Annotated in this window: 18 protein-coding genes, 1 tRNA gene, 1 other RNA gene and 3 pseudogenes; 12 read left to right on the forward strand and 11 right to left on the reverse strand. The window is 34.6% G+C overall.

The window, feature by feature from the left end; all coding sequences use genetic code 11:
- The first annotated feature begins 109 nt into the window (after window positions 1–109).
- Window positions 110–1,144, forward strand: a complete 1,035-nt coding sequence (locus OPR17_RS02130) for an efflux RND transporter periplasmic adaptor subunit (protein WP_265021930.1) — start codon at window positions 110–112, stop codon at window positions 1,142–1,144.
- 36 nt (window positions 1,145–1,180) lie between these two features.
- On the opposite strand, the pseudogene OPR17_RS02135 reads toward OPR17_RS02130, so the two are convergent.
- Window positions 1,181–1,460: pseudogene (locus tag OPR17_RS02135) on the reverse strand (IS66 family transposase); the annotation flags it as partial.
- Between the two features lie 87 nt (window positions 1,461–1,547).
- On the opposite strand from OPR17_RS02135, the gene OPR17_RS02140 reads away from it, so the two are divergent.
- The 4 genes from OPR17_RS02140 (at window position 1,548) to OPR17_RS02155 (ending at window position 4,227) form a co-directional block, all read left to right on the forward strand.
- Entirely contained in the window at window positions 1,548–2,432 is an 885-nt protein-coding gene (locus tag OPR17_RS02140; protein WP_265021931.1) for an IS982 family transposase, read from the forward strand.
- 49 nt (window positions 2,433–2,481) lie between these two features.
- Window positions 2,482–3,384 (forward strand): transposase, encoded by a 903-nt coding sequence (locus tag OPR17_RS02145; protein WP_265021237.1) that lies wholly within the window; start codon window positions 2,482–2,484, stop codon window positions 3,382–3,384.
- Between the two features lie 442 nt (window positions 3,385–3,826).
- On the forward strand, window positions 3,827–4,162 hold the full coding sequence (cutA, locus tag OPR17_RS02150; protein WP_265021932.1) for a divalent-cation tolerance protein CutA: 336 nt from the start codon (window positions 3,827–3,829) through the stop codon (window positions 4,160–4,162).
- A tRNA-Gln gene (locus OPR17_RS02155) sits at window positions 4,153–4,227 on the forward strand. Before cutA ends, OPR17_RS02155 begins: the two co-directional genes overlap by 10 nt.
- Before the next feature lie 610 nt (window positions 4,228–4,837).
- On the opposite strand, the gene OPR17_RS02160 is transcribed toward OPR17_RS02155, so the two are convergent.
- Together OPR17_RS02160 and OPR17_RS02165 are read right to left on the reverse strand one after the other, a co-directional pair.
- Window positions 4,838–5,125 (reverse strand): hypothetical protein, encoded by a 288-nt coding sequence (locus tag OPR17_RS02160; RefSeq protein WP_265021933.1) that lies wholly within the window; start codon window positions 5,123–5,125, stop codon window positions 4,838–4,840.
- Window positions 5,126–5,945: 820 nt separating this feature from the next.
- A complete protein-coding gene (locus OPR17_RS02165; protein WP_265021934.1) occupies window positions 5,946–7,967 on the reverse strand; it encodes an ATP-dependent DNA helicase RecG in 2,022 nt (673 codons plus the stop codon).
- Between the two features lie 176 nt (window positions 7,968–8,143).
- Here OPR17_RS02165 and OPR17_RS02170 point away from each other — a divergent pair, with 176 nt between their 5' ends.
- The 3 genes and pseudogenes from OPR17_RS02170 to rnpB all read left to right on the forward strand — a co-directional run bounded on the left by OPR17_RS02170 (window position 8,144) and on the right by rnpB (window position 11,229).
- Window positions 8,144–8,452, forward strand: coding sequence for a hypothetical protein (locus OPR17_RS02170; protein WP_265021935.1), 309 nt, complete (start codon window positions 8,144–8,146; stop codon window positions 8,450–8,452).
- Window positions 8,453–8,508: 56 nt separating this feature from the next.
- A pseudogene (locus OPR17_RS07595) lies at window positions 8,509–9,372 on the forward strand (IS982 family transposase); the annotation flags it as partial.
- A 1,507-nt stretch (window positions 9,373–10,879) separates the two neighbouring features.
- Window positions 10,880–11,229: RNase P RNA component class A (gene rnpB, locus OPR17_RS02180), an RNA gene on the forward strand.
- 51 nt (window positions 11,230–11,280) lie between these two features.
- On the opposite strand, the gene OPR17_RS02185 is transcribed toward rnpB, so the two are convergent.
- Window positions 11,281–12,051, reverse strand: a complete 771-nt coding sequence (locus tag OPR17_RS02185) for a response regulator transcription factor (protein ID WP_265021937.1) — start codon at window positions 12,049–12,051, stop codon at window positions 11,281–11,283.
- 325 nt (window positions 12,052–12,376) lie between these two features.
- Between OPR17_RS02185 and OPR17_RS02190 the strand changes: the two genes are divergently transcribed.
- Genes OPR17_RS02190 through OPR17_RS02205 form a run of 4 tightly spaced genes read left to right on the forward strand, consistent with a single transcriptional unit; the run spans window position 12,377 to window position 15,810 of the window.
- Window positions 12,377–13,360, forward strand: a complete 984-nt coding sequence (locus OPR17_RS02190) for an NAD(P)H-dependent glycerol-3-phosphate dehydrogenase (protein WP_265021938.1) — start codon at window positions 12,377–12,379, stop codon at window positions 13,358–13,360.
- Window positions 13,361–13,379: 19 nt separating this feature from the next.
- On the forward strand, window positions 13,380–13,862 hold the full coding sequence (locus OPR17_RS02195) for a phosphatidylglycerophosphatase A family protein (RefSeq protein WP_265021939.1): 483 nt from the start codon (window positions 13,380–13,382) through the stop codon (window positions 13,860–13,862).
- The gene (locus tag OPR17_RS02200) at window positions 13,852–14,631 is read left to right on the forward strand and encodes a GNAT family N-acetyltransferase (protein WP_006280097.1); all 780 of its coding nucleotides are present in this window, start codon (window positions 13,852–13,854) and stop codon (window positions 14,629–14,631) included. The genes OPR17_RS02195 and OPR17_RS02200 overlap by 11 nt, the downstream gene beginning before the upstream one ends.
- A gap of 42 nt (window positions 14,632–14,673) precedes the next feature.
- Window positions 14,674–15,810 carry a hypothetical protein gene (locus OPR17_RS02205; RefSeq protein ID WP_320109868.1) on the forward strand — a complete coding sequence of 379 codons (1,137 nt, stop codon included), beginning with the start codon at window positions 14,674–14,676 and terminating at the stop codon, window positions 15,808–15,810.
- Between the two features lie 3 nt (window positions 15,811–15,813).
- Here OPR17_RS02205 and OPR17_RS02210 read toward each other — a convergent pair whose 3' ends face one another.
- The 7 genes and pseudogenes from OPR17_RS02210 to OPR17_RS07605 form a co-directional block, all read right to left on the reverse strand.
- Entirely contained in the window at window positions 15,814–16,602 is a 789-nt protein-coding gene (locus tag OPR17_RS02210; RefSeq protein WP_265021941.1) for a succinate dehydrogenase iron-sulfur subunit, read from the reverse strand.
- 86 nt (window positions 16,603–16,688) lie between these two features.
- Complete coding sequence (gene ybeY, locus OPR17_RS02215) at window positions 16,689–17,141, reverse strand: rRNA maturation RNase YbeY (protein ID WP_096616572.1); 453 nt, start codon at window positions 17,139–17,141, stop codon at window positions 16,689–16,691.
- Window positions 17,142–17,378: 237 nt separating this feature from the next.
- Complete coding sequence (locus tag OPR17_RS02225) at window positions 17,379–17,777, reverse strand: EVE domain-containing protein (protein ID WP_096616568.1); 399 nt, start codon at window positions 17,775–17,777, stop codon at window positions 17,379–17,381.
- Window positions 17,777–18,973 (reverse strand): cell division protein FtsZ, encoded by a 1,197-nt coding sequence (gene ftsZ / locus OPR17_RS02230; protein ID WP_265021943.1) that lies wholly within the window; start codon window positions 18,971–18,973, stop codon window positions 17,777–17,779. Before ftsZ ends, OPR17_RS02225 begins: the two co-directional genes overlap by 1 nt.
- 247 nt (window positions 18,974–19,220) lie before the next feature.
- Window positions 19,221–19,673 (reverse strand): hypothetical protein, encoded by a 453-nt coding sequence (locus OPR17_RS02235; RefSeq protein ID WP_265021944.1) that lies wholly within the window; start codon window positions 19,671–19,673, stop codon window positions 19,221–19,223.
- An 84-nt stretch (window positions 19,674–19,757) separates the two neighbouring features.
- Window positions 19,758–20,234 (reverse strand): magnesium chelatase subunit ChlI family protein, encoded by a 477-nt coding sequence (locus OPR17_RS07600; RefSeq protein ID WP_265022142.1) that lies wholly within the window; start codon window positions 20,232–20,234, stop codon window positions 19,758–19,760.
- Between the two features lie 27 nt (window positions 20,235–20,261).
- Window positions 20,262–21,125: pseudogene (locus OPR17_RS07605) on the reverse strand (IS982 family transposase); the annotation flags it as partial.
- Window positions 21,126–21,472 lie beyond the last annotated feature (347 nt).

Genomic DNA, 21,472 nt, shown 5'->3' on the forward strand with positions numbered 1-21,472 from the left:
AAATTATTTATGGAGTGACAATGGTGCATGTATTATACTTACATTTCTGATTCGAAAATTTATACAGTTGTTTCTAACAAAATTAGTTAACAAATTCTATTGTTTAAAGATGAGAAATAAAGTAATCATCATTTCCAGTATTGCTTTTATTCTACTGTTTTTTATCAGCAGTGCATTTTTAAAAAAAGATCAGGCGGTTCATAGTGATAATGCAACTAGTAGCTTTTCAGTAAAAACTCAAGAATGTGCGCCGCAAAACCGCACTATATATTTAAATTTTTCTGGTACAGTAAATCCCTTACATAGAGCTAGCCTTGTCTCAAAAATAAGTGGTAAGATTATTGCTATTTATTTACCTGATGGTGAAAAGGTAAAAAGAGATGATATAGTGTTAAAGATAGAAGATTATGACAGGATTGAGCAAGCTCAGAAAGCCAAAGCTTTATTAAAGCAGCGTGAAATTGAGTATGATTCCTCTCACAAACTGAATAAAAAAGGCTATGGGGCACAAATACAAGTAGAAGCAGCTTTTACTGCGTTACAAAGTGCAAAAGCTGACCTAAAAAGGCTAGAATTGGATTTAGAAAATACTGCAGTCACATCTCCTATAGATGGTTATATTGATAAAATCAATGCAAACGAAGGGGATTTTGTTAATGCTGGGCAAAAAATAGCTGACGTGGTTAATTTCGATCAAATTCTTGTAGTGTTATACGTTTCGGAAAATGAAGTAAATAAAATAGAGCTAGGCAGCACAGCTCAAATTAATTTGCTGGATGGAAAAGAATTGGCAGGAGAAGTAAGTTTTATTAGTAAAATTGCTGAGCCTAAAACCGGGTCTTATATGGTAGAAGTAAAGGTAACTAATAATAAAATGATATCCTTGCAGGGACTAACTGCCAACGTAAGGCTACCTTCAGGCGAAAGATTTGCATATAAAGTTCCTTCTTCAGCCCTGAGCTTAAGTGACGAGGGTGCTCTTGGAATAAAGATTGTTGATGATAATAATTATGTAGTATTTGCACCAATAGAAATTGTTGATCATGAGAGCGATGGGGTTTGGATAGTAGCAAATAACGAAGGTAAATCCATAAAGTTAATAGTATTGGGCCACCTATTTGTTAAGCCTGGTGATAAGGTTTAAGACATAAGATCCTTTGTATCCGTTCAGCAGAGTGGTTTAAGAAACGATAGATAGGAGATTGTGAAAAGGCCCTTTGTTTCCATGTCAAGTATAACGAAATTATCCGTTCAAGGAATGCATTTCCCCGCTTCGATTGGGTAAAATATGAATTTTTGCGATAAACGACATAATGCCGAATTTGCCGTTCAGCGTGGTTATTTGTCAGCGGAATATTTTCTGGGTCATCTAAAAATTTCCACATCATTCTTTCAGATTTCAAAATATTTTTTGCAACTCGAGAAGCTCCAATTGCTTCAGGTAAGTGGAATATCTCCTTAAAACGCGAATTCTGGATTAAAGGAGAATAGAAAAGGCAGAAAACAGGGTAAACTCAGCAGTTATAAAAAAATAGATGAGGTTACCCATGGAAGACATAACAAAACTGTTTTGTTTGGTCGATGATTTTTGCAGAGATATAGAGAAAAATTTTGCAGGCAAACTACTGCCAAATGGTAAAAAACCCACAAGAACAACGGAAATTGAGCACTCTGAAATCATGACAATAATCCTGCTATATCAACAATCTCCGTGTAAAAATTTCAAAACTTTCTATCTACACTACCTAACGTTGCTCTACAAATCAGAGTTTCCAAAGTTGCCTTCATATACCAGGTTTGTTGCTCTAAAGCCTAGGGTTTTGTGGCATTTAGCAATGTTGTTGCATTGGCTTTGTGGACAGTCAGAAAACACTGGAATTTCATATATAGACACAACTCCCATTGCAGTTTGTCATGCAAAAAGAATATCCAAAAACAAAGTTTTTGCTGGAATTGCAAAATTAAGCAAGAGTACTTACGGCTGGTTTTTTGGTTTCAAATTACATATGGTAATCAATGAAAATGGTGAAATTCATGCACTTACGCTAACAAAAGGCAATGTTGATGATAGGATACCTGTGCCAAATTTGACGGAAAAATTAACCGGCCTTTTGTTTGGTGACAAAGGTTATATTGCAAAAGAGCTTTTTCAGAAGCTGTTTGACCGAGGTTTGAAACTTGTTACCAAGGTGAAAAAAGGTATGAAAAATACATTAATTTCGCTAAATGAGAAGATTTTACTGAGAAAAAGGTCTATCATTGAGACTGTTTTTGGTTACCTAAAAAATAGACTAGAAATTGAACACACTCGCCATAGATCCCCTGTTGATTTCTTGGTTCATATCTTTTCTACTCTCATCTCCTATTCCATCAAATCCAAAAAGCCTTCTATTTCCTATACTTCCTTCCTTAATCCAGAATTCGCGTCATAAGTGTTGAAAGTAACACAAAAAAGACATAAAGAACTATTATTGCAAGAAAATGGAGGCAATAATGGATCAAATAGAAAGAGTACTAAATTTAATAAAAGATGAGGATTTAGAAAGGCTAGGAAAATTAAGTGAAGTAGATAAATGTAATACTAAATTGTTGGGCAAGATTATATTTAAAGGTCTAATGAAGTTAATATTAATGGGGCAAAAAACAAGCCTAAGAGCGCTAGAAATGGTAATAGACAGGTGTATAATGGATAAGAATAGCGATAAAAGTACAGTAACATACAGTGGTTTGTCAAAAAGGTTAAAAGTTATAAATCCAGAATATTTTAAGGGAGTATATATTGATTTGATGAGCAAGATTAAAAAGCTATTACCCCAAAAAACATCAAATAACTTACATAAGTTTGATTCGACGATCATAAATTTATCGGGATATCTCATAAAAGATGGGCTAAAAATAGGCGGTAAAAGTAACGACAGTCAAGTTAAAGTGAGTGTAGGATTAAAGGATCAATTGCCGACAAGTATAAGATTTTGTAAAGGACAAGAAGAAAGTAGTGAAGATATGGCATTAGTGAGAGCAATTAATGAAGCTAAAGTTGAAAAAGAGGATATTTTATTATTTGATAGAGGAATCAGAAAAGTTGGAACTTTTGCCGAATTTGATGAAAAGGAGTACAAATTTATCACAAGAGTTAAAGTAGGAAGAAAACATGATGTTATAAGCAGGAACAAAGTTATAAGAGAACAAAAATCGGATGGATCAGAGATTTTAGAAGATATAATAGTTAATCTTTATCGTGCACGAGGTAAAGTGGCAGAAAAGCATGATCTACGGCTAATAAAAATCAGAAATAAAATTGGAGATGAAATATGGTTTTTGACAAACTTGTTTGAAATGCCAGCTTATGAAGTAACAGAGCTATATAGGCGCAGATGGATATAGAAGTGTTCTTTAAATTTATAAAGCAAAATCTTGGATATAAGCACTTTTTAAGCCATACTATGAATGGCATGAAGGTGTATATTTACATGATTATTATTACGGCTTTGTTATTTCTTGTTTATAAAATCAAAAATAATCTACATGGGTTCAAAATAGCATTACTGCAATTCACATTGGATCTAAATGACTCTTTTATACGTTCGATTGTTTTACTGTCGGGAGGTAATTTACATGCCGTTGATCATCTCATATCACGTTATTTTTGATACTTTCAACACTTATGGGGCACTGGGATGACACCTTTACGTTTGAGGCAACCTAGCTATAACACTTAACACACTACCTTTGCAAACAAATGTTCATACAGTACGCGCTGGCGTTATTTTCTCTTGATGAATAAATCTCGGTAGAGTATAGTAGCAATGCATTTATGTAGCTACTAATGAATAATTTAGTTTTGGTTTATACAACTTTTTCAAATTTTGAGGAGGCTAAGACTGTTTCTGAGGAATTGTTAAACGAGAAATTAATTGTATGTGTAAATATATTTCCTGAAGTGAATTCTCTGTATTTATGGAAGGGTGAAATTAACAGTAGTTGTGAAATAGTAGCAATTATGAAAAGCAAAAATGATCAAGTTGATAAAATTGCAGAAAAAATCGAAGCAATGCATTCTTATGATCAGCCAGCTATTGCTGTGATGCCCACAGAAAAAGCAAATAAATCTTTTACTAATTGGGCTAATAGTGTTATTGATGTAAGTAGTATTGGGGTGTAGCCAAGTGGTAAGGCAGCGGTTTTTGATACCGCCACGCGAAGGTTCGAATCCTTCCACCCCAGCCATATTGAAGTGGGTGTGAAATGATATCGCTTTTCTATAGATTAAGGTTATTTAATTATATACTAGGCAGCTTGAAAGATATAGTTGTAAAGCTGTTTCTCTGCACAATGTATCTTTACACGTTCAGCATTATGCTCATGTTTCTCAGCAATGGTTTTTGGTATGCTGTAGAATTTTGCTCTTTCAAAAATGCGTTTTACCGTTTGTTTCAATATTGCAAGTGGTATTATGAAAATAGGGAAGATCTCGGTTGCGGAATTTCTATTCGAATATTAGTGGCGTTTCTTACTCCGCATTTTCTCTATAAATTATTACTTGGCACAGGCTGGAAGTCCTTTTTAAAGGAAAAGATAATACAGATACTCAACACAAGAAGAAAAAAAGGGTAGTGAGTTCAGTAACAGTAGCAAACCAAGTGGCAGTAGTTATAGTGATAAGAATAATTACAGCAATAACAGTGGTAACAATGAGCGTCAAGCTCAAGATGCAAAGCGAAAAGTAAACATGATAAAGCAGCTATTAATCAAAGATATAGAGGAAACTATAGATAGGAGATTGCATTATATTTTTTTCGGTAAAAGGAGTAAACCTCATTGAGTATATAAAAAGGCTTTATCTAGTAAGGCTTTTTAAGATTGGCTGTATTTTGTTTTTTACGTATACCGGATCACAATCAGCCAATATACATGTGTGCACAAAATCTTGACTAAAGTCTGACAACCAAGAAATCGCCTTACGTTTCTCTACCAAGCTTTCTGTTTTTTCACAGTTACTTGCTGCATCAGTCATCGCCTGCGCTATTACTGATTTCCACAGCAAATAATACCTTTGTATATCATCTGACGTACTATTTGTTTCATAGCGGTTAAAAAATTCTTTAAAATTGAAGTTGTTTAACATAATGACACCTCTTTGGATTGAAATTTGAATGATTTGAGTTTATGTTGCCACAGCAGATTCCGCTAACACGTAGTGGGATGACGATTGTCAGGGTGTAATTCCAGCGCCCCTATGATGTCATTCAAGTAGCTGACACTGGTTCCTTTATGATGATGTCATCCCAGTGCTTGACACTGGGATCTAGCCCTTCCATAATCATCAAAACATTGTATTTTAACGTAAAACAGCTATTTTTATACTCACCAACTTAATAAAATTCCTGGATTCCAGTGTCAAGCACTGGAATGACATCATAGGGGCACTGGAATGACACCCTTTGCGGGCTCTTAAATTGCAACTAATCTAAATATTTAAGAAATTTACCAAATGAAAAAAAGGCAAAAGAAGCCCCGTAGTTAACTAGTTATTTATATGTACTTCAAAATATTGGCGTTTTTTATTCTAAACGCTGCAATTTAGCGACTTTTAAACTGCAACAGACCCTTAGCTTAAATGCTAAGAAATTTACTAAGCAGAAAAAAAAGGCAAAAGAAACCCCGTGTTAGCTAGTTGTCACTCTCTAATCCTGCAAATCGGCGTACTATACTGTCTTAAACGACTTATAAGCGCGTTTCAGCTTATATAGGTAAAAACCCAGAAATGTTGTGAAGACATAAGGTGCACATAGTGCAAAAAATTAAAAATAAGACGCCAACCACGTTGTTTTCTTGCTGTTTAATCTGCGCAGATGAAGATAACTGAATACCTTCAGTATCATGATAAGGGGGCTGGCGAAGGGTGTCAAGTAAGTTTTTTCGTTTCTGCGGGTTACCTGATTTTCCTACTGAAATTTTGAAAAATGTAATCTACTTCTATATTCAAATATATCAAGCAGTAATTCAAAATCAGCCATTGCGCCTTTTGCGTTATTATACGCAAGATTGAGCAGCTCTTTGTCCTGATATAAATCAGCAAATTTAAATTCCATACATCCTGATTGTTTTGTGCCTAAAATATCTCCACTGCCTCTTAGCATCATGTCCCTTTCAGCAATGTAAAATCCATCTTGTGACTCACACATGATCTTTAACTTTGAAGATGAGCTTTTACTTAAATTATCGTATAATAATACACAAAAAGATGGCTTGTTTCCTCGCCCTACTCTGCCTCTTAACTGATGCAATTGTGATAACCCAAATTGCTCTGCATTTTCTATAATCATGATGGTTGCATCTGGCACATCTATACCAACTTCTATCACAGTGGTTGCAACAAGCAGAGAAAATTCATTCCTTTTGAAGGAAAACATAACTTGATCTTTCTGCTCCTGAGTCAATTTTCCGTGTATTATCCCGACTTTATCAAGAAATGTTTTTTGTAATTCCTGAAAACGCATCTCTGCTGCAGCAATATTGGTCTCTTCGTTTTCTTCTATATATGGACAAATCCAATATGCTTTTTCGCCCCTGTTTATAGCACCTTTTAGCTTTTCAATAACATCTGGCACTCTACTAATGTTCATAGTTACAGTTTTTATTGGCAATCTGGATTTTGGTTTTTCTTTCAAAATTGAACATTCAACGTCACCATACATAGCTTGCTGCAAAGTTCTTGGAATGGGAGTTGCAGTAACGAAAAGTATATCGGCATTTTCTCCTTTTCCTACCAAGCGATTTCTCTGCATCACTCCAAATCGCTGTTGTTCGTCTATGACTGCAAGCCCTAAATTTTTAAATGTAACGTTAGCTTGAAATAGTGCATGAGTGCCAATCACTATATTTAAAACGCCACTTGCAAGTTCGTTCATGATAATCTTTCTTTCCTTGCGCGAAGTTTTACCAGTAAGCAGCGCAACTTTTATGTCGGTACAGGATAAAACTTCCTCAATCCAATTATAATGTTGCTCCGCCAAGATAGTAGTCGGTGCCATTAGAGCTGCCTGCATGTTGTTTTCTACCACATTTATCATCGCAAAAAGTGCAACTAAGGTTTTGCCACTACCAACATCACCTTGCAGCAAGCTTATTATGCGGTACTTGGATTTTTGCCTCTCTGAAATTTCATCTATTGCACGAATTTGATCGTTTGTTAATTGAAACGATAATTCATTTAAAACTTGCTCTTTATATTGACTCAATACTATAAATTCTCTTCTCCTTTCTTCTACATGATTTTCTCTTGCAAGTTTCAGTGCTAGCTGATATGCAAACAATTCATCATAAGCAAGCCTTTTTCTACAAACCTCGGCTTCCGCTAATGAGCTTGGTCTGTGCAACTTTATGATGCTTTCCCTCCAACTTAGCCATTTTTTTTGCTTGATTAATGTATCATCGATCCACTCTGGCAAATCAGGCAATTCTTTTAGACTAGAGCTTATTATGTTCCCAATGCTCTTATTGGTAATGCCACGGCATAATTGGTAGACTGGCTCTATGCGAGCTATTTCTTTAAATTGGTTGATGTTAAGCGACACGTAATCTGGGTGAGTAATCTGCCAATGTTCAGCAAACTTTTCGAGTTTACCACTGATGATTACAGAAGCTCCAATTGGAAATAACTTATATAAATACTTAACTGAGTAATTAAAAAAGACTATGAATATATACTGACTCTCACTTTCAACAACTATTTTATATGGTCTACCTCTAAAAGTGGGCGGCTGATGTTCATAAACTTTTGCCATGAAAGTTGTAAATTCTCCAACTTGAGCATCAGATAGCGACTTACTTCTGTCTATATAACTAAGCGGCCTATAAAATAGCAGGTCCATCACTTTGTCCCCACCACAAAGTTTAGGCAATATTGCGGAATGGAACTTAGGTATATTCTCCAGCCTGCTATTTAGAAAAATCTGATTGCTCATTGAGATTCATACATGTGTAAAACTGTTATAGAGCCTTTTTAAAATCTTGTCACCTTATGGTCAAGCCATGCACTGTTTGCTATCATAGAACTTGCGTTTACATAAAATATTTATTGACTTATTAATCATTTTTATGTATTATTATACCGTTAGCAGTCTATATCAAGATATTAATAATGAGTAGCTCTATATCAGAAGAAAAGGAAAATCCAGTAGTTACATTAAGAGCTCAGGCAGAAAAGTTTGATTTTAGCAAATTAAGAGCTGGTAAAGACAATGCTGAAGCGAATTCTGGTAGTACAGCGTTCTGCGATCTTCGCAGAATGGATTTTGTTATTAATAAGAAAAGCACAAGTAGGGATTTATTGCCAAGCTATACAAAGAACATGATAGTTTACTGCCAAAAAGTGAAGGTAAAAATGAAGACTACCGCCCATTTGCAAAAAAAGTTTTTAAGACGCGAATTCTGGATTAAAGGAGAATAGAAAAGGCAGAAAACAGGGTAAACTCAGCAATTATAAAAAAATAGATGAGGTTACCCATGGAAGATATAACAAAACTGTTTTGTTTGGTCGATGATTTTTGCAGAGATATAGAGAAAAATTTTGCAGGCAAACTACTGCCAAATGGTAAAAAACCCACAAGAACAACGGAAATTGAGCACTCTGAAATCATGACAATAATCCTGCTATATCAACAATCTCCGTGTAAAAATTTCAAAACTTTCTATCTACATTACCTAACGTTGCTCTACAAATCAGAGTTTCCAAAGTTGCCTTCATATACCAGGTTTGTTGCTCTAAAGCCTAGGGTTTTGTGGCATTTAGCAATGTTGTTGCATTGGCTTTGTGGACAGTCAGAAAACACTGGAATTTCATATATAGACACAACTCCCATTGCAGTTTGTCATGCAAAAAGAATATCCAAAAACAAAGTTTTTGCTGGAATTGCAAAATTAAGCAAGAGTACTTACGGCTGGTTTTTTGGTTTCAAATTACATATGGTAATCAATGAAAATGGTGAAATTCATGCACTTACGCTAACAAAAGGCAATGTTGATGATAGGATACCTGTGCCAAATTTGACGGAAAAATTAACCGGCCTTTTGTTTGGTGACAAAGGTTATATTGCAAAAGAGCTTTTTCAGAAGCTGTTTGACCGAGGTTTGAAACTTGTTACCAAGGTGAAAAAAGGTATGAAAAATACATTAATTTCGCTAAATGAGAAGATTTTACTGAGAAAAAGGTCTATCATTGAGACTGTTTTTGGTTACCTAAAAAATAGACTAGAAATTGAACACACTCGCCATAGATCCCCTGTTGATTTCTTGGTTCATATCTTTTCTACTCTCATCTCCTATTCCATCAAATCCAAAAAGCCTTCTATTTCCTATACTTCCTTCCTTAATCCAGAATTTGCGTGTCTAAAAAGTGGAAAGGAAGATGAATGTTTGCTTGGTAAGAAAAATTGTCAGATAAATAAAGTGCCATCTTTTTCTAGTGAATATGAAATAAGTTTTTTGCAGTATGTAAAGCAAATAAAAGGAGATGATCTAGTTGCTTTTCTTGCAGAAGACCGCTTGCCTAATAGACAAACGTTACATTTAACAAGTCTTGTTAAGAATGGATCAAAATCGAACTTTACTGTTTGCGAATTTGCAGATTCTATAGAGAAATTGTACGTTAAAGACAATGGTCAAGACAGTTTTATTGTAACTGCAATAAGTGAAGGAAACATCACAATTTGCAATCATCAAAGATTTGAAAAACCTTCCAAGGTAACAATAATACCGGCAAATAGCATCAAAACTCTCAGTGATTTTGTTAATATCATTAACGGTCGATTAACGCCAGATATTATTTCTAGTAGTACCGTGGCTCCTGTAACTATTACAGAAACGGTTGTGACTTCTAAGAAAACGCCGACTGCTGCAATTGCTAGTACAGCAGAAACCGACACTGTGAAGACTACTAAATTGACAACGGAAGCCGTTGCACCTACTTCTACAATAAGTAAACCTTCAACGGAGTCAACGACAGTAGCAAAAACAACTACTACTTCACAAGCGACCACGGTTGCTACAACGTCAACTAGTGTGCCGATAGTAACTTCAGGGACTGAGACAAGTACTGTAAAACCCACATCAGCGACTGTTGCGTCGACTTCTACAGCAAGCAGTGCTACGATGAGTAAGCCTTTAACAGAGTTAACAACTAAAATAAGCACGGCATCTACATCATCAGAGCCAACAACAGTAGCTGAAACTATTGCCACCTCACAAGCAACTGTGATTACTACAATGCCAACTAATGCGCCAACAACAAACTCAGAGAAAACTACACAAACAGTATTTAGTATACCAAGTACTAGAACAAAAGAGTCAACAACTCCTATATTCACCACGACTTTACTTCCTCAGTCTACTTCTTCACCACAACCTACTCAACTTGCTATAGGGTCTAATAAGGCAGGAATGATAGGGGGATCTTTGGTTGGAGCAATAGGTATTGTTGGAATTATAGGATTCATAGCATATAGATATGTTAAGGGTCGTAATGCTGCTCCTGTATTAGAACTAACTGATTTGGGTTATAGAAGGCGATCATCTTCAAGTAGCGATGAAGAAATTTTTACCACTGGTAACAGAATGCTAACTATATATCAATCTGAAACAGTGCTAAATAGTATATCAGTAGAAAGTAGTAGTCGATCAAGAAGTAGCTCATCGTCTTCAAGCGGTGGACCAGGCTCTTGACTAACTGAAGCGGAGTCTAAAAGTGAAAAAAGCTTATCTTGGGATAGTGATGATGTGCCGGAATATCACCTTTAGCTATTTGTCTAAATGTTTTTAATATGTAGACTGTTAGGAAATTGTCTTTTGCTTTTGTGATTTTCATGTTAAAGTATAATTCCTAGGTGAAATAAGTAGCTGCTGTTGTGTGATAAACATAGCAGAGGAAAGTCCGGGCTCCAAGGAAAAATAGTGACGGGTAATGCCCGCCGGAGGTAACTCCAGTTATAGGGCTACAGAAAATTACCGCCTAAAATATTCTTAGGTAAGGGTGAAAAGGTGTGGTAAGAGCACACCATGGCAATGGCAACATTGGTAGTCAAGTAACCAACACTAGGAGCAAGATTAAATAGAAGTAGACTTTATGTTTTCCTCATATCTACTTGGGTAAATCGCACGCAGTAAATGGTAACATTTACTCCAGATAAATAGCTACATAAACAGAACTCGGCTTATATTTCACCTAGGCGTTCACATGATATGTGCAATATAAGCCATGCTATACTTAAATGTATAGGCATTTCATGCGTTGTCCTTCACTTGTTCTGCTTGATAGCCATCACTACTTTCGCCTACATTAACATTAGAATATTCTTCATCATCAACATACTCTTTCAGAACATATCCTCTGCCCCAAACGGTTTCTATGTGGCTTTTTCCATCATTTGCACTTTCAAGTTTCTTACGTAATTTGCACATAAAAACATCAACTATCTTGTTATCTGAAGGTTCATCTAAGCCATTGTAAAGATGATTTAAGAACATTTCTTTTGTTAATACTGTTCCTTTACGCAGTGCTAGCAATTCTATCATAGAATACTCTTTATTAGTAAGGTGAACCGTTTTACCTTTCACCTCAACAATCCTGTGATCAAAATTGATATTTATATTACCAATCTTTATCACCGATTCAGGATGGCCTTTAGTACGACGCACTATGGCCTTAATTCGAGCTAATAACTCACTTTTATGAAATGGTTTGGTTAAGTAATCATCGGCACCATACCCGAGTCCTTTAGCTTTGTGATTGACAGCGGATATACATGAAAGTATTAAGACAGGAACTTTGATTTTTGCATTTCTTAGTCTTAGCAATATATCATATCCGTCAATATCACCAGGCAAGTGTATATCTAAAATAACTAGGTCATAGTAATCTCCGTTTGAGGAAACCATATTATTGTTATAATCTTGTGCAGAAGTAACAATGTCACAGAAATGTCCATCAGAAGTTAAGGCGTTAACCACAGTCTTTGCACTTACTTGATCATCTTCAATTAATAATATACGCATATTTTACACCCCATAAATAATTTATAATTTTAGTAATATATATAACTAAGGAAAGTAATAAATCAAATTTTTATTAACAAATGATCAAAATTACACTTATTAATTAATAGTAAATATATTGTTCCAAAGTTATATAAATAGATCTAAAATATAATAGACATACCATGATAGTAATAATATTTTTAGTAAATATTGAATTAAAGTTACTATTATTAAAAGAATACTTCGGTTAATAAATATTTAACTATTCTATATGTCTGTGTTATATTTTTAATTTACTTATCCTACTATTTTAAAGTATAAGTAATATTTTCAGGAATATTGTGTGGCAATATCAATTTTAGGTGCTGGTGCATGGGGTACAGCAATCGCAATTTCATTAGGTAGTAAGAAAGATGTGATTTTGTGGACTCGCAATGAAACTACATTTGAATCAATCAACGGGAAAAGAGAAAGTGACAAGCTACCCGGTTGTCGAATTTCTGATAATGTGTCAGTAAAATTGGCTATTGAAGACACAATTAATGCTTCAGTAACAATCCTCGCTGTTCCCACTCAGTCTCTGAGGAAGGTATGTCAGCAATTGCATAATTGTAATCTGAAAAAAGATGTAGCAATAATTTTAGCTTGTAAGGGAATAGAAAAGTCTACATTAAAATTACCTAGTGAAATAGTAAATGAAATTTTACCTAACAATCCTATTGCTATTTTTTCAGGTCCTAGCTTTGCTGTAGAAGTTGCAAGAAAATTACCCTATTCAATGGTTCTTGCATGCCAAAATAACACATTAGGTTCAAAGCTAGTATCAGAGCTGCAACAAGAAAATGTTAAATTGGAGTTTAGTAACGACATTATAGGAGTACAGATTTGTGCAGCGTTAAAGAACGTTTTTGCTATAGCGTGTGGGATTGTTCTAGGTAGTAAACTTGGGTTTAATGCTCATGCAGCATTGATTACGAAAAGTATGAGCGAAATTAAGGCTTTATACTCAGCAAAAATTGGTGAAGGTAGTGTGGATATAAATACACTACTTGGGCCAGCATGTCTGGGTGACCTAATCATGACATGCACATCCTTGAATTCAAGAAACTTATCTTTTGGGTTTAAAATAGGTAATAGTGACAATGGCTTTAATGTTCAGCAGATTTTGTCAGAAGGCAAGTCAGTGATTGAAGGTTTTAGCACTGCTGAGTCCATATTTAATTTAGCAGGAAAGCTAAAGATAAAAATGCCTATATGTGAAGCGGTCTATAGATTATTGTATGAAAGCGCCTCTATAGAGGATACTATTTCTGTTCTTATAAGTTAATTTTGTATTTGGATATATTGTGAAATTTTTATATAAATTAATATCAACGTGGTGGCTGTCTGGAACAGTAAAAAAAATGCCAGGTACTGTGGGTAGTTTGGCTTCTTTTCCGCTTGTTCCTGTAATCCTGAGCAACAAAATTTTAGGTGCAGCAATTATTTCTTTTTTATTCTTAATTGGATTATGGTCTACAGGTAATTATATAAAACATTACAAGACTTCATGTGATCCAAAAGAGGTAGTAATTGACGAAGTGGTTGGTCAATTGCTGACGATACTTTTAGTTTCGATATTGTTAAGCCAAGAGATGAATTGTTCTCCATTGTTGTTGTGCTTTTTTTCTTTTAGGTTTTTTGATATAATAAAAACGTGGCCTATAAATTTAATCGATAAAAATACCAAAGGTCCTTTAGGTATTATGCTAGATGACGTTATAGCTGCAATTTTAGCCTGTGTTCTTATAGGAGCCTTTTATTGTTTATTGTTGGTGTATGCAGGATAAAAAAATTTATTATTCAAGCTTAATTGTTCAAAATCTAAAGGATTATATACTGTACACAGCGAATTTATCTGAGTGGGAAGTACACGATGAATTTGATAATATCATATTTACAATAAATGGTACCAGGGAGTCATTATTTAATTTTGTGTTCTGTGGAGATCAATGTACCGAGCTTTCTATACAAAAAACTCTAGATTATCTCAGAACAAGAGATATAGAAGCAACATGGGTAATAAATTCACATATGAAAATAAGAGATATTTTAGAAAAGTGTGAAATAAAACACGTTAGCACACCAAAAAAAGCTTTACTTAATATGAAAAATTACTTTTTACCTGCTGATGTTATTCCAAACTTGAGGTTAAATGCTGTGAATGGTAGCAACCTCTTAGAACAGTTAGATCTACACACTTCTAAAATTTTTTATCATGGCGTCGGAATTGTCAGCACATTTTTTCGCGGATTATCAAATTATGATGATAAGAACTCAAGATTAAGATTTTTTCTTGTAACACTAAATAATGAAATTATTGGGACATGCGGTCTTTATGTTCAAGACAGCGTAGCTGGTTTTTATAGTGATGGAGTTTTACCAATTTACAGGAATCGTGGAATAGGTACCCAAATGGTTTTAGAAAGAATAAAGATAGCTAAACAGCTTGAATGCAAATATATAGTAGCACATTGTATGAAATCTTCTGTGAACCTTTATAAGAGATTGGGCTTTCAAATGTTAGGCAATCTTTACTTATATACCTCTTCAGCATAATTCTGAGCGGTTACAAATTTTTACATTTGTTTTAAAAGTGCTATGTTTTTTTTGTATGAAGTGGTTTTAATATTGATTCTAATATTATTCTTTCTCTCTTATTTTAAATTAAAAATTAGTAATAAGATTAAGAACTTACAGCATCAAAATGTTATCATAAATAATTTAATTGATACTGTGAATGATGGGTTTTATATTTGGGATGCAAAAAAACGTATAGAAAAGTTCTCTCCCAATTTACTAATTTTGCTTAATACTGTTTTTTACTCATTTAATGAGTTTGTGAATTTTTTTGAGCAATCAGAAAGTTTAATTAAAAATTTTGCTGAGGCAAAGGAAATAAATAAATCTTTTACTCTAGATTTAAAGTCAAAAGACAGTGAGGTTTATTGCATATGTTATGGCAGAAGTATAATAGATGATTCTAACAATGTGATTGGTGTGCTGTTATGGATAAGGAATGTTTCAGACTGTAAAATAAAAGCTCACGGACTTGAGCTAGAAAATAGTAAGCTTACACAAGAAGTGGAAAGCTATAAAAATGTTTTCAACTCTTTGCCATTTCCAATACTAAAATATAACAAGAATAGAAAGGTAGAATTTTATAATTTATTTTATGATAAATATGTAGATGGCTCTAAGAAATTTGCTATTACCAGTAGCGCCCATAGCACAAAACCAGGAAGGCGTGTCGTAACTTACAAGAACGAACCTAAGGTTTTCGATTTTGTTAAAATTCCAATACAAGGTTCTGGTAGCATAGTAATGTATGGGAAAGATGTTAGTGATGCAGAGAAATTATGTACTGAATTAAACAGTTATTTAGCTACACAGAAAAATTTGCTTGAGAGGTTGCCGGTTGCTATAGTAATATATAGTAAGAATCAAAAGCTAAAATTTTATAATAATGCTTTCATAAAAACTTTTCAATTTGACCCAAAATTTTTGGCATCTTATCCAACTTATCATGAAGTTATGCTTTACCTCTTCGAATCTAAAAAGCTTTTAGAAAAAGAGGATTTTCAAACTATTAGTAACCAAAGACATGAGTTATTCAAAAAATTATTTGCATCGTATGATGATACGATGCATTTTACGAATGGAAAAGCGTTCAGGGTATTAACAATACCCTACGCTTCGGAAGGTTTGCTGTTCTCTTACGAAGAATGCAAAAGATGATACTTAAACTCCTTCTTTCTCTACCATGAGCTGTTTTACTTTCGCTATTGCTCTTGCTGGATTAAGTCCTTTAGGACAAGTTTTTGTGCAATTCATTATTGTATGACAACGATACAACTTGAATGGGTCGTTTAAAACATCAAGTCTTTCGCCTGTCTTATTATCACGGCTGTCAGCAATCCATCTGTAGGCTTGTAATAGTATTGCTGGTCCTAAAAATTTATCACTATTCCACCAGTAGCTTGGGCAACCAGTCGAACAGCAAGCACATAATATACAGTCGGACAAGCCATCTAATTTTTTTCTATCTTTAGGAGATTGAGAGTATTCTTTATTTGGTAGGGCAGGCTTATCTGCTTGTAACCAAGGTTTAATTGATTTGTATTGCTCATAAAATTGGCTCAAGTCCGAGACTAGGTCCTTTATCACATACATGTGAGGTAATGGATATATTTTTACGTCACCTTTTATATCGTGTATAGATCTAGTACATGCAAGAGTATTGGTTCCATCAATATTCATGGCACAAGATCCACATATGCCTTCTCTACAAGAACGTCTGAAAGTTAAAGTCGAATCTATTTCATCCTTTATTTTTATTAATGCATCAAGTACCATAGGGCCACAACTATCCATATCAATAAAAAATATGTCTATTCTAGGGTTTTTCTCGTCATCAGAAGACCAACGGTAAATTTGAAATCTTCTGATGTTTTTTGCTCTAGCAGGAATAGGATAAATTTTGCTCTTTTGATTAATTTTAGAATTCTTTGGCAAAGAAAACTGAACCATATCACTTACCTTTTATTGTTTATAGCTAAAACCCTTTGTAGATAACATATTTTATTATCATCTACTATATTTTTATTAAATTCCTTTTAAATCGCGCACATATTGTAGCCAAGCGAAGCTAAAATCTCTCTTTCTAGATTTTGCATTATAATTTCTTCATCTTTTTTTTGGTGATCATAACCAAGTAAATGTAGTAATCCATGCACTAACATGTGTGCAATGTGAGCAAGAATGGGTATACAATACTCATGCGATTCTCTTTTTATTGTGTCTATTGAAATTGCTATGTCTCCTAAATCGCACTCATTAGACAATTGTTCACACGGAAATGATAGCACATTAGTTGGCTTATCCATTTCTCTAAATTTTAAATTAAGTTGATGTAGCAAGTCATCATCAGCCAGAGCTATTGATATATTTGGTTTATAGTGGTCTATTTTTAATTCTTTTAGAGAAGTGTTTATAATATTTAATACAAAACCCTCTGGATCATCTGTAATGCTGCGCCATCTCTCATCAAGAACATTTACTTCTAACATGAGTAACGCACCAGTAAGGGTGTCATGCAAGTAGCTGACACTGGAATCCAGTTTTTATTATACAACCATTTGGTGCACTCATTTAAAATCAAAATTCCTGGATCCCAGTGTCTGGGCACTGGGATGACATCCTTCCTAGCATAGACTACTTTCAAATCGCAACATTTGTACAGTTGTGTGCGTGACCATAAAAGGAGAACTATAGATTCCAGTGTCAAGCACTGGGATGACAGGGTGTTACACATCACTCATGCTTATTATTTCATTCCATTCAATTTCCGAAACTGGGGCAATTGATAAACGTGGTTGTTTTAATATAGCCATATTTTTCAAAAGTGGGTTTTGTTTTATATTATTTAACGTTACTTGGTTATTTAAAGGTTTCAAAAACTTTACATTCACTAATCCGAACTTGTGATCATTAACATGATAATACTCTTTAAATACTTCAACGATTCCAAGTATTGCTTTCTCTTTGCCTGTATGATAAAAAAACGCAAGATCGCTTACTTTCATAATTTTCATGTAATTTTGAGCTTGATAATTGCGCACGCCATCCCACTCAACTACCTGCTCCTTTTCCATTTTTTGCCATGAATATTCACTTGGCTCTGACTTGAGTAGCCAAAGTTGCATTATTTTTTTCTTCTTAAATAAGCCGGTATATCATAAACATTGCTGCCCCATTTAGCTCCTTCGCTTACCTGTTCAGTTGGTTTTGTTTCCAGTGTTTTGTCTTGCATACTTTCACTGTGACTATAGGGCCACTTAAATTTCTCTTTCTCTGAGTCTTCACTCTGACTTATAGGTGAAGTTTCTGATTTATTATTGCGACCATCAATGCCAGTTGCAAGAACAGAAACTCTAACTCTTCCCTCCATCGCTTGATCAAAAGTAGCACCAAATATTATATTTGCATTTTCATCTACTTCTTCACGCACTCTATTGGCTGCAGCATCAACTTCAAACAGAGTCATATCTCCGCCACCAGTAATGTTAATTAATATTCCTTGAGCACCTTTCATTGATACATTGTCAAGCAATGGATTGGATATTGCAGCTTCCGCAGCACTAATTGCTCTATCTTCTCCTTCTGCCTCTCCGGTGCCGATCATCGCTTTGCCCATCTCGCTCATTACTGTTTCTATATCAGCGAAGTCAAGATTAATAAGCCCTGGCATGACCATCAAGTCAGTTACTCCTCTGATGCCAATATGCAGAACATTATCAGCAAGTTTAAATGCATCAGAAAATGTAGTTTTTTCATTTGCAATTCTAAATAAATTCTGATTTGGAATGACAATAAGTGTATCCACGTATTTTTGCAGTTCTTCAAGTCCAAGCTCTGCAATGCGCATGCGGCGCACACCTTCAAAACCGAACGGTTTAGTTACAACTCCAACAGTCAATATCTTTTTTTCTTTTGGCGCTCTATCCTTAACTGCGGCTCTTGCTTCTCTGGCTGCTTTTGCAATTACCGGTGCAGCACCGGTTCCAGTACCACCACCCATTCCTGCTGTGATGAAAAGCATATGACTATCTTTTATATGCTCCATAATTTCATCGATTGATTCTTCTGCTGCACCTTTGCCAACATCAGGCAAGGCACCAGCACCAAGACCCTTGGTTAAGTTAATACCCAGTTGAATTTTTTTATCGCATAACGACTTTTCCAGCGCTTGAGCATCAGTGTTTGCGACAACAAAATTTACTCCTTGCAAATTGGATTGGATCATGTTATTTACAGCATTTCCACCAGCACCACCCACTCCCACAACGGTAATCCTTGGGTGTAATATAGGTAACTCCGGCAGACTAAGATCAATAGACATTTAAATTACTCAAATTTAGCGAATTCACTTGATAGTAAGTTACCGCTTTTTTAATAATATGCAAATACTTTTCACTTCTATAGGCGTAAACAGTAAACGGGATTTACTTATTCTTAATATTTATACTAATAAGTGCCGTTAATTATAATAACTAGATTCTTAAATGACATCACTTAACCGATGCAAAAAATAGAAAATGTTTATAAAAAGGGACATAAACCTATCCCTTTTTGTTTTGTTGAAGTTATTATGCAGTTTTTTCTTTTCCTTCACATGCTTCAACCGCAACATCTTTTAATTTTGAGGTAACTTGATATGTTCCATAAAGAACAGCAGCTGCAGCAATTGCCATTATGGCACCCGCAACTATCTGACCAGCAACACCTGTTCCGATAAATCCAGGTAATGAAGCAGCTATTGCTTGATTTGTCCCAACAAAGTAACTGGCAGTCTTAGCAAGAAACCCAGAAGCTTCTGCTGCACTAACAAAGCCTGCTTTCATATGCATTGCTGTAAAGACAATACTTGCAAATGCAAGCGGAAATAATGCTGTTCTTAACTTATTATTCTTAATATACTGACCAAACCCACCAGCAGCACCTGTAACTCCCCAGTGTTCATTACCAGCTTGTTTATATCCTTCTGAAGTAGCATAAAAAATGCTATCCCCTTCTTCATACTCATAATTTGTTAATGTCATAACTCTACTCCTTAAATAGAATGTTAAAATTTCATTAAGGGCAGTATATAGTGAAATAAATTATCTGTCAAGTAAACTAATGTTTTAATATATCCTTATTCTGTAATTCAGCGCTTCAGCAATGTGTGCTCTTTTTACTTCTTCACTTTTTGCAAGATCTGCAATGGTTCTTGCAACTTTTAATACACGTGTGTAGTCTCGATTGGAAATGTAATTTTCTTTTAGTACGTATTTTAGCAATTCTAACCCTGCCTGATCTGGTTCAGTAAATTTATTAAATGCTTCACCGCTTACTTCTGAATTGCAACGAATATTTAATTCACTATAGCGCTCAGTTTGAACTTTTCTTGCTGCTATCACTCTTTCTCTTATGATTTTAGTACTTTCTCCCTCCACAGAGATTTCAGGAGAGAGTATGCTAACGTTTGGCATTTCAATGCATATGTCTATTCTATCAAGCAATGGGCCCGATATTTTGTTTTTGTAATCTGTGCCACACTTTGGAGCTTTGTTGCACGATCTGCTTGCATCACCTAGATAACCGCACCTGCAGGGGTTCATTGCAGCTATAAACGCGAATTCTGGATTAAGGAAGGAAGTATAGGAAATAGAAGGCTTTTTGGATTTGATGGAATAGGAGATGAGAGTAGAAAAGATATGAACCAAGAAATCAACAGGGGATCTATGGCGAGTGTGTTCAATTTCTAGTCTATTTTTTAGGTAACCAAAAACAGTCTCAATGATAGACCTTTTTCTCAGTAAAATCTTCTCATTTAGCGAAATTAATGTATTTTTCATACCTTTTTTCACCTTGGTAACAAGTTTCAAACCTCGGTCAAACAGCTTCTGAAAAAGCTCTTTTGCAATATAACCTTTGTCACCAAACAAAAGGCCGGTTAATTTTTCCGTCAAATTTGGCACAGGTATCCTATCATCAACATTGCCTTTTGTTAGCGTAAGTGCATGAATTTCACCATTTTCATTGATTACCATATGTAATTTGAAACCAAAAAACCAGCCGTAAGTACTCTTGCTTAATTTTGCAATTCCAGCAAAAACTTTGTTTTTGGATATTCTTTTTGCATGACAAACTGCAATGGGAGTTGTGTCTATATATGAAATTCCAGTGTTTTCTGACTGTCCACAAAGCCAATGCAACAACATTGCTAAATGCCACAAAACCCTAGGCTTTAGAGCAACAAACCTGGTATATGAAGGCAACTTTGGAAACTCTGATTTGTAGAGCAACGTTAGGTAATGTAGATAGAAAGTTTTGAAATTTTTACACGGAGATTGTTGATATAGCAGGATTATTGTCATGATTTCAGAGTGCTCAATTTCCGTTGTTCTTGTGGGTTTTTTACCATTTGGCAGTAGTTTGCCTGCAAAATTTTTCTCTATATCTCTGCAAAAATCATCGACCAAACAAAACAGTTTTGTTATATCTTCCATGGGTAACCTCATCTATTTTTTTATAATTGCTGAGTTTACCCTGTTTTCTGCCTTTTCTATTCTCCTTTAATCCAGAATTCGCGTTTTAAAAGGACAACAGTTTTTCTCTAATTTTACTTTTATAATACTGCTTAACATCGTAACCTCACTAATTATTTTATGCACGCAGTTTAACACTATTTTAATTACTTGTCAAAAGAGTATAATTATTAACTATAATATTTAATTAATAAAGCTTTGTTTCGTTTAATAAGGAGCAATCTAAGATAGACGGCTGTTAGAAACTCTCATTGCTGCCTTTTTGTTAACAGTGGTATTAGACTTCAAGTTACTGCAAAAAATGTTTT

This window comes from Wolbachia endosymbiont (group A) of Icerya purchasi (assembly GCF_947251635.1).
GTDB classification, from domain to species: Bacteria; Pseudomonadota; Alphaproteobacteria; order Rickettsiales; family Anaplasmataceae; genus Wolbachia; species Wolbachia pipientis.